Consider the following 14,041-nt stretch of genomic DNA (forward strand, 5'->3'; position numbering starts at 1 on the left):
CAGAGGTAAAACGTTAACCGGCGATCAAACGCTGATGCACAGGTATTTGATTTCCAGGTAGTCCTCGATGCCGTACTTGGAGCCTTCACGGCCCAGGCCCGAAGCCTTGATGCCGCCGAAAGGTGCGACTTCGTTGGAGATCAAACCGGTGTTGATACCGACCATGCCGTATTCCAGCGCTTCAGCAACACGGAACACACGGCTCATGTCGCGGGCATAGAAGTACGAGGCCAGGCCGAACTCGGTGTCGTTGGACATGGCGATGACTTCGGCCTCGTCCTTGAAACGGAACAGCGGTGCCAGCGGGCCAAAGGTTTCTTCCTTGGCCACAGCAGCCGTCTTCGGTACGTCGACCAGTACGGTCGGCTCGAAGAAGTTGCCCTCGATCAGCTTGCCACCGGTCAGTACCTTGGCGCCTTTGCTAACGGCGTCAGCAATGTGCTCCTGGACCTTGGCCACAGCCTTGTGGTCGATCAGCGGGCCAGTGGTGGTGCCTTCTTCCAGACCGTTGCCGATCTTCAGTTTGGCGACCGCTGCACGCAGCTTCTCGGCGAAGGCATCGTAGACACCATCCTGCACGTAGATACGGTTAGCGCAGACACAGGTCTGGCCGTTGTTGCGGTACTTGGAGATGATCGCGCCTTCAACGGCCTTATCCAGGTCCGCGTCGTCGAACACGATGAACGGTGCGTTACCGCCCAGTTCCAGGGAAACCTTCTTGATGTCCTTGGCGCATTCGGCCATCAGCTGGCGACCGATTTCGGTCGAGCCGGTGAACGACAGCTTGCGCACGATCGGGTTGCCGGTCAGCTCGCTGCCGATGTCGCCAGCGCTGCCGGTCACCACGCTCAGCACGCCTTGCGGAATGCCGGCACGGTGCGCCAGCTCAACCAGGGCCAGGGCCGAGTATGGGGTCTGCGAAGCAGGCTTGAGCACCATGGTGCAACCAGCGGCCAGGGCTGGGCCGGCTTTACGGGTGATCATCGCCGCCGGGAAGTTCCACGGGGTGATCGCGGCAGTAACACCGATTGGCTGCTTGATGACGATCAGGCGCTTGTCTGGCTGATGACCAGGAATGGTGTCGCCGTAAACGCGCTTGGCTTCTTCAGCGAACCACTCGATGAAGGAAGCGGCATAGGCGATCTCGCCCTTGGCTTCGGCCAGTGGCTTGCCCTGCTCGGTGGTCATCAGACGCGCCAGGTCATCCTGGTGCTCAATCATCAATTCAAACCAACGACGCAGCTTGCCAGCGCGCTCTTTGGCGGTCAGTGCGCGCCAGGCTGGCAGCGCCTTGTCGGCGGCCTCAATGGCACGGCGGGTCTCGGCGGCGCCCATCTTCGGCACGGTGCCGATGATTTCGCCCGTTGCCGGGTTGTTCACCTTGATCGTCTGACCGTTGTCCGCGTCCAGCCAGATACCATCGATATAGGCTTGCTGGCGGAACAACTGGGCGTCTTTAAGCTGCATGTCGGCGTCCTTAACAGCACCGTGCGCACACGGAGCGAATTGTTGATTGTAAAAAAGGAGCCCTCAGGTGGGGCTGCCGTCAGGAATTCACACACCGGGCCAGCCCACGAAACCACCGTCGCAGGATCAGGCACCACGCAAGAGCGTTTGAAATCTCAAACGAATCCTAGGATTAAAGGGGTTAAAGGACAATAGGCTGTTCGAAAAAAAGAACAAAAAGCTGCTCAAAGAACCTTTTTTCGGATCAACGTCACTTATAGCCCCTTCAGTGTGCGAAATCGACTACAGATTCTGACGATGGACGCCGACAGGTGAGATGGGTATCATGGCGCCCGCGTTGCACTCGTAGCTCAGCTGGATAGAGTACTGCCCTCCGAAGGCAGGGGTCGTGGGTTCGAATCCCGCCGAGTGCGCCATCTTTCCTTACCCTTTGGCTCCAAAGGGTCGGCCTTGCGCCGCCAGGGCAAGCATCACCGCCCAACCTTCATCACCCCCACTGTTCGACAAGTACGCTGACGCCTGCCGCTGCCCAGCCAACTGACAACGCCGTTCGCTGTGGACAACCGACAGGACACAGACATTCAGCGTCTGGACAAAAGTTGTCGGTCCTTGCTGATGTGCGCCAGAAAATCAATGATCTGATGAGCCGACGCCAAGGGCGATCCGACACTCGCATCAATTTCCAGATCGGGTTGCACGGGAGCTTCGTACGGGTCTGTTATGCCGGTAAACAGTTGGATTTCGCCCGACCTTGCCTTTGCGTAGAGCCCTTTGACATCACGGGATTCGCAGACGCCAATAGGCGTATTGACGTAAACCTCGTAAAAACGCCCATATCGCTGAACCATTTCACGCATTGCAATCCTGCTCTGCGCATAGGGCGCGATGACGGCGCACACCGCTATCCCCTCGTGCTTAACCACTTCAGACGCGACATACGCTAAACGCTGGACGTTGGTCATGCGGTCTTCTCTTGAGAATCCCAACCCGGCACAAAGGTGCTTACGCACTTCATCACCGTCCAGCAATGTAACCCGGCGCTTTGCCTCTTGCTGCAGGTACTCAACCAGATGCCTGGCAATACTCGACTTTCCCGCGCCTGACAGGCCGGTCAGTAACAATGCAAATCCATTCCCACTGGACTCATCACTTTCGTTGGTCATGTTCGACTCAGCTTTGGTGGAACGATACGGTTGAACCATGGATTGACGATGGCGCTCAAGACACGACCGGCCGAGGTAGTGCCCCGGGGCGCAGCACCGCCTCAACATTGAGCTGGCTCATCAAGGCATCAAGAATCTGTCGATGGGCATTGCCATCACCAAACGGGTTCTTCCAGGTCACCTGCGTCTTGAACAGTGCTTGTGCCGCCTCGACCAGGCTGTTGGCACCCACATGGGAAACCAGGCGGGCGCCACCGGTTTCCAGGCTTTCCGGGCGCTCAGTGTTGGGGCGAAGTATCAGGCAGCGTCGCTGCAGTACGCACGCCTCTTCCTGCAACCCGCCGCTGTCGGTCAAGACCAAGGCTGCGCCTTGCAGCAAGGCCAGCATGTCCAGGTAACCCACCGGATCAATGGTGCGGATACGCGACGTACCCTGCAGCACCTTCCAGTGCCGCTGGTCGAGCCGCGGGTGGACGGGAAACACCACCTGCCGCTGTTGCTCTTCAGCCAGGCACTGCACCGCCTGCATCAACTGCGAAAAATGCGCAGGGTCGTCGGTGTTGGAAGGTCGATGACAGGTCAACAACAGGTAGTTGTCGTGCTGCAAACCCAGCCGCTCATGGATGACGGATCGTTCGGCAGCCGCACGCGCATGAAGCAGCGTCGCGTCATTACCCGTGTTACCGGTAATGAGCACATTCGGGCCCTCAATACCCTCTCTGGCCAGCAGCTCAACCTGCAGGGGCGATGGGCAGAACCAGAAGCTGGACAGGTGATCCAGCAGCACCCGGTTGGTTTCCTCCGGCATACTCCGGTCGAAACTGCGCAACCCGGCCTCCACGTGACCGACCGGAATACAGGCCTTGCTGGCGGCAAGCCCACCTGCCAATGCACTGTTGGTGTCCCCTTGGACAATGACACAATCAGGCTTCACTTCCTGCAACACCGGCTCGATGCCCATCATCATCCGGGCCAGTTGCAAGCCTGCCGGGCCAGAGCCCACGCCCAGGTTGAAATGCGCACGAGGCAAACCAAGCTCTTCAAAGAACAGACGATCCATGGCCGCGGCATAATGCTGATTGGTGTGGATCAAGGTGTATCGCACACCATCACGGATACAGGCAGATATCAACGAAGACAGCTTGATGATCTCGGGGCGAGTGCCCAATACGAATGCTATATGCATTTATCCTTATGCCCCAACTGTCCTGTAGCCTGAATCATGTGTGGATCGGGAATGAACTCATCCAGGGCGCCATTGACCATCAGCAGGCTGCGGTCGGTGTAGCGCAAGACCGTCAAGCGATGAGTGATCAGCAACACCGCCAGGCCTGGCCGCGCAGCGCGCAGCCCCTCTAAAAAACGACTTTCAGTCGATTGATCCAAGGACGCCGTTGCCTCATCAAGGATCAGCAACGACTGAGCGTGAAGCAACGCGCGCGCCAGACCGATGCGCTGCCGCTCACCACTGGAAATCCGCTGTTCGAAAACCTCCACCGGTGTATCCAGCCCTTCCGGCAGGCGTTCGAGCAACGACCCGATATCCGCGATGTGAAGCGCTTCCACTAATTGCTGGTCAGTGCAGTACTCGCCCAGAAAACTGACATTATCACGCAACGTCCCGGGGATCAGCGTCGTTGATGCACCGGCATAGCCAATGCCCGCGTGCGGGCGCCCTGCACAGAACCACTGGATACGGCCCTGGAGGGGCTGTAACGCGCCAATCAGCAGGTCAACCAGCGTCGACTTCCCGACCCCGGACTCACCGACCAGCCCTGTCCACTCTCCCTTGCGCAGGCAGAGGTTCAAGCCACAGATAACGTCTTGGCCAGCACCGGGATAGCGGTACCGCAACGACTCACAGAGCAGCAATTGCTTTTCTGATTCATCCTCACACGGTGCGATGAGCGCCTCATTGGCTGCACGCGGCGCTGCGGCGGTCAGTTGCGCCAAGGCAGGACGAACGAACCTCAAGGTTTGCAAAATGCTCGTGATACGTCGAAAGCCAAGAATCAAACGCAGCCCCACAGCCGAAAACAGTGCTAGCAAATGGAAGTCCGCCTGCCCGGAAACCTCGCTGGCCACCAATACAGCACTGCCAAGGACCAGCAGGAAAAACAGCTCCATAACCGGCGACTGGATGTCCATGAATGTCCGCTCACGGGCACTCTCTCTGGAGAAATGCCTGGCGACCGGGCGATACCGGGCGAGAACCGCAGGCACTCGCTGGTAGAGCCGAATCTCCCGCAGGCAGGCGACACTGTCGGTCACCCAGCGCTGCATCAAGGTCTGATGCCTGAATTTCAGGTCGCCGCGAGCGCCCATCAGTAGGCGTGACACGACGTTGCCAATGCAGAGCGCAACCAGCAAGGCCACAACCATCATCGACGTGGCAACAGGCTCCAGCACCACCAATACACTCAGCAGGACACCAATCAGCAAACCTTCCGTCAGCAGGTCGAGGCTCGGCAGAATGGCCCCCATCACGATCCTCGGCACCACAAAATTGACCGCAACATTGCTGCTCTGCGCATGGGTTTCCTGCCGTTGCCGAACACCCGGCGCCAGCTCTCGCTCTAGGACACTCATGGACACCAGCAGCGTCCATTGGTCGATCAACCAGCCACGCAGCCACAACAGCAGCGGCGTCAAAATACCCTTGCACAGCACCAGGATCGCCACCAGCAACAGCATTGGCGACAACACACCGTGCAATGGACCATACGAGAAGGCTTCTACCTGTGCATACCAGCCCCCCATAGGTCGGCCCACAGGAAGCATGAGGGCCAGGACGCCTGCCAACAGCAGGGCGGATAACGCGTCAATGCTCGCCTTGCCCAGCAGCAGCAACAGCATCGAAGCAAGGCTTGCCCTGCTTGCGCCACACTGCCTGACAAAGCCCAGGGCACGTGATGGAATCTGCAACAACGCCACAGGCTTGTTGATGCTCATGAGCTCACCGCGCGACGCGGCGTGACCAGGCGGGCGTAGTAGGCGGCCAGCTCGGGCGCCTTGCGTTGCCAGGTAAAACCCTCCTTGACCGCCTCAATGACGGTATCCGGCACAGCGCTGCGGGCCGTGCGAGAAAGGCATTCGCTCAAAGCAGCAATATCGCCAACCGCGAACACCTCGCCCCACCCAACCGCGTCGGTGATGGAGCGGCAGCCCTCGATATCCGAGCAGGCAATCGGCACCCCGGCCAGCAGCGCCTCCAATACCACGGTAGGCATGCCTTCGCGCTCCGAGGCCAGGACCATCGCATCGCAGCCTGCCATCATCTGTTCACTGACAGCATCATCCTGCCAGCCATGGAAACGCACGCGTGAGGCAAGGCCCAACTGCATGACCAAGGCTTCGAGCCGGGCGCGGTCCTCGCCTCGACCGATGATATGCAGCACCGCTTGCGCGAGCGGTGGCGTGGCCAACGCGGCAATTACGTCGTCCAGGCGCTTGACCGGGTCAAGCCGCCCAACAGACAACAACGCAGGTGCGCCCTCCAGGCGGTTGACGCCAGCCGAGGCGGCCTGACGCCGCCCCTCGATACAGTTGGGTACGATCATCACCCTGGCCGGATGCAGCCCGCGTCGGGCCAGATCGGCGACCCAGCCTTCATGCAATAGCACCACCACACCGGCAGCGCGCACCAAGGCCCGCTCTACCGTGAAGTCCCAGAGCGTCTTGAGCGCTCGGCGCCAGGGCGTCCCCGTGTCGTAGTAACAGTGCGGCGTGTAGACCACCGGCACACCGCGTAGCCACGCCAGAAACGCGGCAGACGCAGCGAACGGGGTGCGCGCACCGTGGACATGCACCAGGTCACTGGCACCAACCGCCGCCCACAAGTGCCTGTACCCCCCTTGCTGCACGCGACAGGGGGCAGCGCCCGCATCAATTGTCGGGGCCAGAATGCGCAGTTCAATCTCGGTATTTTCCTGCATTGCCTGGACGAGCCCCTGGATGTGGCGCGCCACACCGCTGGACAACGGCTGGAATTCCTTACTGACATGGAGTACGCGCATCACTGCGTACACGCCGCAGACGACGGCTGGTCGATTCGTTCAAGCAACCCTGTGAGCCCTCCGGACTGGCTGGAAAAACTGGCGCGCAACCACTGGGCCTGCGCCTCGGCCGCCTCGCGACGAAACTCGGCATCCTCGCGCAAGCGCCTATAAACAGCCACGGCCTGCTCGGCCGTATCGGCACGCAATGGGGCGGCCAGTACGCTGCGGGCCGCATGATTACCTTCGAGCGGGAGTTGCAGCGCGACCACCCAATGCCCTGCCAACGCCGCATCCAGCATGGCCGTGGAGCAATAGCCCATGACCAGGCGAGGCGCACACGCACCGGGCTGCAATTCCGGGTGCGGAGGATGCCGGGTCGCCAGCGCCGCGGGCCCCGTATAAGGCTCGCGTTCCAATGGATGCAGGAGGATCCTCGCCTGCGGGGCACGTTTCAAGAGGGCATCGGCAAACTCGCGCAACGCGTTATCAATTCGGTCCCCCAGCACGTACGCATGAGTTTGCGACAGCAAGGCAAGCCCGTCTGGCGCCTCAAGCACACGTAGCGGTACCTGGCCACGGCCCAGTGCGTCCTCGACAAGACGGCTGGACCGGCTGTCGACTGCATCGAACGCCTGACGGCTGGTACCTCCCCAGATCAGGTACCAGTCCGCACGCGTGGGGAAAAATTCATCGGTAGGCACGCCGTGCTGCAAACAAATGGCAGGCAGGCCTTTGTTGATCGCCGCCCGGCTCATCAGGTCGAAGTCATTGTGCAGCAACAGCACGCCGCGGCTATTGGCCAGCGTCCGCCTGAGACTGCCCTGCCACAACCGACGCCGGGCCAGGCAGCAGGCCAGTAACAGCGGGCGCCGCAACAACAGGGTGCCGACGAGAACACGCAAGCTAGATAACAGATCGGCTACGCCAGCACGCGCGGGGCGCGCAACCTGCAGATTCGATGGGAAAGCCTTGGCGGATAACCGTGGGTGAGCCAGTATCAGCCGCTCATACCCAGCCGATGCAAGCGCTGGCAGGCTACGCTCCAGCGTACCCCAGCCACTGGCGCCATGAAGCGTGGTCAGCAGAATCGCCTGTCGCCCTGCGGAAACCGGCAAACCAGGGCCTGCGCGCAGCAACAATAGCCAGGCATCGCGCAGTAAAGCGCCGAAGGCTCGCAGCCCCGCCGCCAAGGACGTTTTTCCTGCAGCGAGGTAGAACAGCTCGTGACGTACATCTACCGCTTCATCGCCAAAGTGCTGACGCAACGCGGTGAGGTGCTCCGAGAAAGATCCCCGCCAAACCGACGACTTCATCGGGTAATATCCCTATTCGTTGATGGCACTACGCTACAGATGCTTGATTGAGTTGCCAACCTCCCATTGGAAATGGGCCGCGCCCCCACCAAGGATGGATATCCACACCAATCATGCCCACTCATCGTTCCCCTGCTGCAAGCAGCGAGATACCTCGCACTCACCTCCAAAATGTACCGCCCGACGACGCACTGTTGCGCGCCACCCTCTGGTTGATGGGCTTCGGCCAGCCCGTCGCAGAGGTGGACGGACAGGCACTCAACGCTTTTGTACGACACCATGGTGTTGCAGGCCTGCTCGATCGCACGCGCGTCGAAGCCCTCGACCAGACGCACTCAACGGCACTCACCCAGGAACAGCGACGCATAGCATTGCGAGCCCTGCAACTGGGTGCGACGCTCCAGAACCTGATCCCGGCAATGACCGCACGCGGCTTGCAGCCGCTGGCGCTAAAGGGCCCGGCACTGGCCGTTCAGGCTCACGGCGCGCTCAGCACACGTGGTGGCGTAGACCTGGACATCCTGCTCAGCGAGGAGCAGTGGCCGGCAGCGCTTGAGGTATTGCAACAGCAGGGGTACACGCCTGCGCCAGGGCAGCGCCTGCCACTTGCCAGAGGCACCCACGAGTTGGTCCTGCTGCACCGGGAACGTCGCCCGCGTGTCGAATTGCACCGTCGGCTGCTGCGCCACCGACACTTGATCGCGGACACCCAGGGGATGGCTCAGGAGGTTGACCTGCAAGGTACCCAGGTGGCCAGCCTCGCCCCCATCCATGCCCTGCCTTACCTCATCGCGCATGCAAACCAGCATTGCTTTCGCAGGCTGATCTGGCTGATGGATATTCACGCCCTGCTGCAACGACCCGATCTGGACATGCAACGCGTTGCCCGCGAGATTCAGCGAACGGGCACCTGCGCAATGCTGGATACCTGCCTCACGCTGCTCGACACATTGTTCGGCACGCCAGTAGCCGCTCCACTCCAGCGGGTGCGCCGCCCTTGTCGGGCCAGCCACATCATGGCCGCGCTGGCGCTGGAGGCGATTCGTGAATCACTGTCCGACGATGAAGTGGCTCAACGCCTTGGCCCCTTGAAACGGGTGTCCATGGACATTGCCCTGCAGGACAGCCTGAGCGGGCGCTTGCATGCATTGAGTGGCTGGCTGAGCCCGACCGACAAGGACAGTAACTGGATGACGCTTCCACCGGCCCTGTCCTTTCTCTATCCCTTAATCCGCCTTTACCGACTCGCTAGACGGTTTCGTTGAATAGCCGCCCCAATGGCCGTGCGGCGCCATCAGCCATTGCACGAACGCCTCTCTGAGCCAGTGCAAGACACGGGGCCAGGCTCAACGGCCTTTCAGTGACAACCTGCCAAGGCGCACGGCCGCACGCGGATAGCCATTGCGAAGACTCAAGGGCCGAATCTGCCTGTGAATATGCGCGGTCAGTTCGGTCAGTCGTTGCGGGGTTAACGGCGCAGAGGTAACTGCCTGAGCACCAGGCCTGGCATAGACCCGCAAGTTGCCTTCATAAATGCCATGAGCCTCACGGCAGATGCGATGCACCGAGAAACCATTATTGCGCAGCAGTGCTTCAAGGGTTTGCGCACAAAAATAGCTACGGTGGGAAACATGAATTTGCCACAAGCCCAGCCCAGGCCAATTGGCCCCCATATCGGGTACTTCAATGACCAGCCACCCTTGCGGATCAATGAGCCCGGCTAACCATTGAAGCGCCTTGCCAGGCTCTTCCAGGTGCTCAAGGACATGAAACAAGGTGATCAGTTGCGGCTTGAACGGCAACCGAGTGCTTGCATTCAGCCCTTGCGCGCGAACCTTGTCTCCCAACCCCAGCGTGTGTACCGCATGATCGCGCTGCGGTCCGCCAGGCTCCAGGCCCAAGTACTGCTCACAGCCATTGCTGCGACACGCCGCGAGGAAAAACCCAAGGCCGGCCCCCACATCCAGCACCGACTCAACGGCACCGATGACCGAAGTAATCTCACTGTGCCGATAGCCTGCCATAAGGCGATAGTTCCAGAGCATCTTGTCCGAAGGTGGCTGGGCCATCAGACGCGGATAGACCTGTTCATAGAACGACGCCTGAACGTCCCCCTGCAGCCCGCGCGCCAAGTACACAAGGCCACAACCACGGCATACCGACAGATTCACTCGCAAAAAATAACGATCACGGCGCCAGACCGGATGCGGATCATTTAACCCACAGGACGGGCAAGACAGCGTCACCAGGCGCTGGTCAAGCGTGCGCAGATCGGTGAGCAGGGAAAAGGCTCGAGGCACCGGCATTGATATCCATCCGTGAAGATTAAAGAACGAAACCGTGCCCGAAGAGGCCATGTCGCGCAAGTACCCTATCCAGAAGCACCTGCGAAGGCCTGAAAAAGCGGTCTCGATTAACTAAATGCAGGCGTAAATGCTGGCCAATTGCAACAACCTGCAGGCTATGGCAAATTCACAGCACCTCGACAGCATGGGTGTTCGACCGGATAGCGGACGGACGGCAGGAGGCCATCAGCGTTCCCTTCAGGTTGGATGCATGTACTCGACAGCAGCACAGGGCCCGCAGCGGCCTCAGGATGACGAAACTTCACTCGGCGAATTGTTCCTGCGTGTATTGCGCTTCTACCAACGCTTCGGCCGGTTACTGTTGCTACCAGCGTTGGTCCTGTCGTTGTGCGCAGCGTGGTGGGTTGCCCAACGTCCCCTGTATAACGTAACGGCCTTAGTTGAAGTTCCCGATATTTCGCTTGAAGAATGGCGACAAACTCAGTCGTTCCTGTGGGACGAACGCTGGGTGGCGAAGTCTTTTAGCGATGCGGATGGCGGATCAACACCTCCTCGACTCAAGCGAATGGCGCTAAACCCGGCGTATTGGGCCCGTACGGTACTCTACCGTTCGGCACTGAACAGAGACGATCTGCGCGACGTACCGGTCGCCGAACTCCAGAAGACCCGAGGCCTGGGCCTGAGCCTGTCAGTACAGGCGCGCGATGACGCGCAGGCCAGCCGTACCTTTGAGCTGCTAACCCGACATGTGCGCGAAGCCTTGCTGGCCAACAGCCTGATAGGCCTGATCCGTGAAGGCCAGCAGGCACTTGCCCGGCGCCCGCAGTTGCACCTCGACTTGCTGCAAACAGACTTCGACATCGAGCAGTACCGCCAACGTATCGAAGATATGCGCCGACTGTTGGAGCGTTACCCCGAACTGCGACACATGGAGGCCAACACCGTCGTGTCGGTGAGCGACGGTGGCGGCAAGTACCTCGCACCATTGCCGCAGATCGTGGCGCTGGAAGCGACCGTTTCCGAGCTGCAAGCCAAATCGCGCAAGCTCCGTCGTGAGCTGGAAAAGCTCGACTGGACAACACAATTGCTGACGGGCATGGACCAGACCGTCCGCAGCGTCTCCTCCGGGGAGGAGATCATCGACAGGTTACGCGAGAACCGGAGCAAACTGCTCGCCGACAACCCGCAACTGCCCGCTGTTGCTCAGGAAGCAGTCCAGGACATGAGCCTCAAGCTGGCGTTGGCCGAGGCCCGGCAGCAGGCCATCGGCATCAAGACCCGCTCGGCGCTTTCCAGTACGCTGGTAACGGCACGCAACCCCATCGTGGTCGGTCTGATCGTCTTCGGGGTGCTGTTTGCAGGCCTGTCGCTGTTGCTGGCGATCCATGCCCTGTTGCACCGGGATCGTGAGATCCTGACCTGGTTGCCACGCCCCCTGCGGCGCAGGCTGATCGTCGAGGTGCGCCCATGATGCGCCTGTTGGTCACCGGCGGAGCCGGTATGCTGGGGCGTCGCGTTACCCGACAATGGCGCGAGGCTGGCGGCGAAGTTGCGGTGCTGGACAACCTGTCGAGCGGCCTGCCGATGCCGGAGGAAGCCACCCTGGCGGTGTGCGGCGATCTGTGCAACAGCGAAACACTGACAGCCCTGCTGGACGCGTTTCGTCCAGATGCCATCATCCACCTGGCAGCGGTGCATCACATTCCCACCTGCGAAACCCAACGCGCCCACTGCCTTGACGTCAACGTCGTCGGTACCGAGCGATTACTGGCTGCTGCAGAGCAGGCAGACATCAGGCGCATCGTGATCGCGTCAAGCGGCGCCGTCTATGCCTGGCAGGAGGCCCCGCTGGCAGAACTCACCAGCCCGCTGGCGCCCTGCGACAACTATGCCCTGTCCAAGTACAGCAACGAACAACAGTTGAAGTTCTGGGCCAGCCGCGGCCAACGCGTGGGCCGAGCAGCCAGGATCTTCAACGCCATTGGCCATGACGATCCCAATGGGCACCTGATTCCCGAGGTGCTGGCACAACTGCGCAGTGCAAGCGATGGGCGCGTGCGCCTGGGGAACCTGACCCCAAGGCGCGACTACCTGCACGCTGACGACATCGCTCGCGGCCTGATCGCCATGCTGCTCGACCCTCGCCACGATGTTCCGTTCGATACCCTGAACCTGTGTTCTGGCGTGGAGCACTCCGTAGAGCAATTGGTTCGGCAACTGGGCCAGATTCTCGGCATGCCGGTAGCGGTGGAAGTTGACCCGGCGCGCAAGCGCCGAGTCGACCGTCCCAGCCAACTCGGTGATCCCGGCCGCACGCTGGAACTGCTTGGCTGGCAGCCACGTTTGCGCTTCGATGAAGCCTTGCGAAGGGTCGTGTTTCCGGACAGTGCGCAGTGAATCCAGGCGCCTCTCAAGAGCCTGCCCAACCGACGCCTGGCAAACACGTTCGACACCCCAAGGCAGGGTCGATCAGCCAGCCGTTGCTCTTCGCGGCCTCGACGTACGCGCTGGGCCAAGTGGCCAATTTCCTGTTCCAGTTACGCCTGCTGTACCTGTTGGGCCCTTCGCAATACGGTGAAACTGGACTCGCCCACCTGCTGCTGGTTACGCTGATTTTCCTGGCGGACCTCGGCTACTCGTCACTGTTCCTGCGCGAAGTCGGCAGTTCGTCCAACTGGCAACACACCTGGCGATATGCCTTGGGGCATCGGTTGGCCGCTACCGCCATGCTGCTGGCCGCCAGCACACTCGGCTGGCAGTTATGGGGGAGTGAAGGTGCCAGCCAGGAGTACCTGCTCTGGGCCGCGCCAGCCTGCCTGCTCGCGCTGTTCAATTATTCGTCGCCGATGATCGCCGAAGGGCGGCGCTTGGCCGGTCTGCTGGTCACACAAGTCGCATGGCCCGCCGCGCTGCTCTTCTGGTATCTATTAGAGGACACGCTCGCGCAGTCGATGGCGGCCACCGCCGGGCTATCGGTCAGCCTTGGCTATCTGGTGCAGGCACTCGTCAATGTGATCTTCAGCCGCCAACTCAAGCTCTGGCTGCCTTTGGTGGGCAAAGGTCAGATAGGCGCCGCTGTCCATCTCTCGCTGATCGGCATATGCGGCACCCTGCATGATCGGCTCACACCGTTTCTGCTGGCGCCGCTGGCACCGACTTTCCTGCCGTTTTTCCTGATCTTGAACCACGTGCTCAGTGGCCTTTCAGGGATACAGGCCCAGCTTGCACGGCTCCTGCTGCCCACTGCCAACACGGCACCCGGACAGGTGCGGATTCTGACTGTGGCCTCACTGTTGCTGTGGGGCACAGCAACAGTTTTGCTGGCGGGCCTGCTGATAAAGGACCTGGCGTTGTTTACTGGGCAACGCCCATGGCTGGGGCTGGCAGCAATCGTGATATTCGCTTGGGGGCTCTCGGCATCGAGTGGGGTTCTCGCCACACTGCTCATCAGCGCTCGCCTGGAGGGTCGCTTGATGAGGTTGCTGGTGATCGGCATGACCGGCAGCGCACTGCTGCAGATCGGCGCCGCATGGGCAGGCGACGCCGGTTACCTTCTGTGGGCCCGCATGGCAGGCGTACTCGCGATATTGGTCTGGCAGCTCAAACTGCTCAGGCTGCGCTTCGGGCTCGCTGGGCTGACGACCCTAGCCCTGTCGTTGCTCGCGTGTGTTGCTGACGCAACCGATTGGGCGATGACGATCGGCACGGTGCTGTTGCTGCCAATCCTGATCGGACTGCTGCGGCAGGCACCCTGCTATTTGCCCGCCCGCCGCGCAGGCGCTCACCCATGAACA

11 protein-coding genes and 1 tRNA gene are annotated in these 14,041 nt (G+C 60.9%); 5 read left to right on the forward strand and 7 right to left on the reverse strand.

What is annotated here, in order from left to right; all coding sequences use genetic code 11:
• Positions 1 to 24 precede the first annotated feature (24 nt).
• Positions 25 to 1,467, reverse strand: a complete 1,443-nt coding sequence (gene gabD / locus AB7M23_RS05390) for an NADP-dependent succinate-semialdehyde dehydrogenase (protein ID WP_065761378.1) — start codon at positions 1,465 to 1,467, stop codon at positions 25 to 27.
• Positions 1,468 to 1,806: 339 nt separating this feature from the next.
• Here gabD and AB7M23_RS05395 point away from each other — a divergent pair.
• Positions 1,807 to 1,883, forward strand: a tRNA-Arg gene (locus AB7M23_RS05395).
• A gap of 165 nt (positions 1,884 to 2,048) precedes the next feature.
• On the opposite strand, the gene cysC is transcribed toward AB7M23_RS05395, so the two are convergent.
• From cysC to AB7M23_RS05420, 5 genes are read right to left on the reverse strand one after another with little or no spacing between them, the layout of a single operon-like run.
• A complete protein-coding gene (gene cysC / locus AB7M23_RS05400) occupies positions 2,049 to 2,630 on the reverse strand; it encodes an adenylyl-sulfate kinase (RefSeq protein ID WP_454240360.1) in 582 nt (193 codons plus the stop codon).
• Positions 2,631 to 2,685: 55 nt separating this feature from the next.
• Positions 2,686 to 3,816, reverse strand: a complete 1,131-nt coding sequence (wecB, locus tag AB7M23_RS05405; RefSeq protein ID WP_454240361.1) for a non-hydrolyzing UDP-N-acetylglucosamine 2-epimerase — start codon at positions 3,814 to 3,816, stop codon at positions 2,686 to 2,688.
• Positions 3,807 to 5,582 carry an ATP-binding cassette domain-containing protein gene (locus AB7M23_RS05410; RefSeq protein WP_454240362.1) on the reverse strand — a complete coding sequence of 592 codons (1,776 nt, stop codon included), beginning with the start codon at positions 5,580 to 5,582 and terminating at the stop codon, positions 3,807 to 3,809. Before AB7M23_RS05410 ends, wecB begins: the two co-directional genes overlap by 10 nt.
• Positions 5,579 to 6,646, reverse strand: coding sequence for a glycosyltransferase (locus AB7M23_RS05415; RefSeq protein WP_454240363.1), 1,068 nt, complete (start codon positions 6,644 to 6,646; stop codon positions 5,579 to 5,581). Before AB7M23_RS05415 ends, AB7M23_RS05410 begins: the two co-directional genes overlap by 4 nt.
• The gene (locus tag AB7M23_RS05420; protein WP_454240364.1) at positions 6,646 to 7,941 is read right to left on the reverse strand and encodes a hypothetical protein; all 1,296 of its coding nucleotides are present in this window, start codon (positions 7,939 to 7,941) and stop codon (positions 6,646 to 6,648) included. Before AB7M23_RS05420 ends, AB7M23_RS05415 begins: the two co-directional genes overlap by 1 nt.
• A gap of 194 nt (positions 7,942 to 8,135) precedes the next feature.
• Between AB7M23_RS05420 and AB7M23_RS05425 the strand changes: the two genes are divergently transcribed.
• The gene (locus AB7M23_RS05425) at positions 8,136 to 9,206 is read left to right on the forward strand and encodes a nucleotidyltransferase family protein (protein WP_454240365.1); all 1,071 of its coding nucleotides are present in this window, start codon (positions 8,136 to 8,138) and stop codon (positions 9,204 to 9,206) included.
• 81 nt (positions 9,207 to 9,287) lie between these two features.
• Here the strand turns inward: AB7M23_RS05425 and AB7M23_RS05430 are convergent, their stop codons facing one another.
• Positions 9,288 to 10,247, reverse strand: a complete 960-nt coding sequence (locus AB7M23_RS05430; RefSeq protein WP_330522437.1) for a class I SAM-dependent methyltransferase — start codon at positions 10,245 to 10,247, stop codon at positions 9,288 to 9,290.
• Between the two features lie 250 nt (positions 10,248 to 10,497).
• Here AB7M23_RS05430 and AB7M23_RS05435 point away from each other — a divergent pair, with 250 nt between their 5' ends.
• From AB7M23_RS05435 to AB7M23_RS05445, 3 genes are all read left to right on the forward strand, one after another.
• Positions 10,498 to 11,718: a hypothetical protein gene (locus AB7M23_RS05435; RefSeq protein WP_454240366.1), complete on the forward strand. Its 1,221-nt coding sequence runs from the start codon at positions 10,498 to 10,500 to the stop codon at positions 11,716 to 11,718.
• The gene (locus AB7M23_RS05440) at positions 11,715 to 12,644 is read left to right on the forward strand and encodes an NAD-dependent epimerase/dehydratase family protein (RefSeq protein ID WP_454240367.1); all 930 of its coding nucleotides are present in this window, start codon (positions 11,715 to 11,717) and stop codon (positions 12,642 to 12,644) included. Before AB7M23_RS05435 ends, AB7M23_RS05440 begins: the two co-directional genes overlap by 4 nt.
• Before the next feature lie 119 nt (positions 12,645 to 12,763).
• Positions 12,764 to 14,038, forward strand: coding sequence for a hypothetical protein (locus AB7M23_RS05445; RefSeq protein WP_454240368.1), 1,275 nt, complete (start codon positions 12,764 to 12,766; stop codon positions 14,036 to 14,038).
• Positions 14,039 to 14,041: the final 3 nt, after the last annotated feature.

It is taken from the genome of Pseudomonas sp. HLS-6 TE3448 (assembly GCF_053629555.1).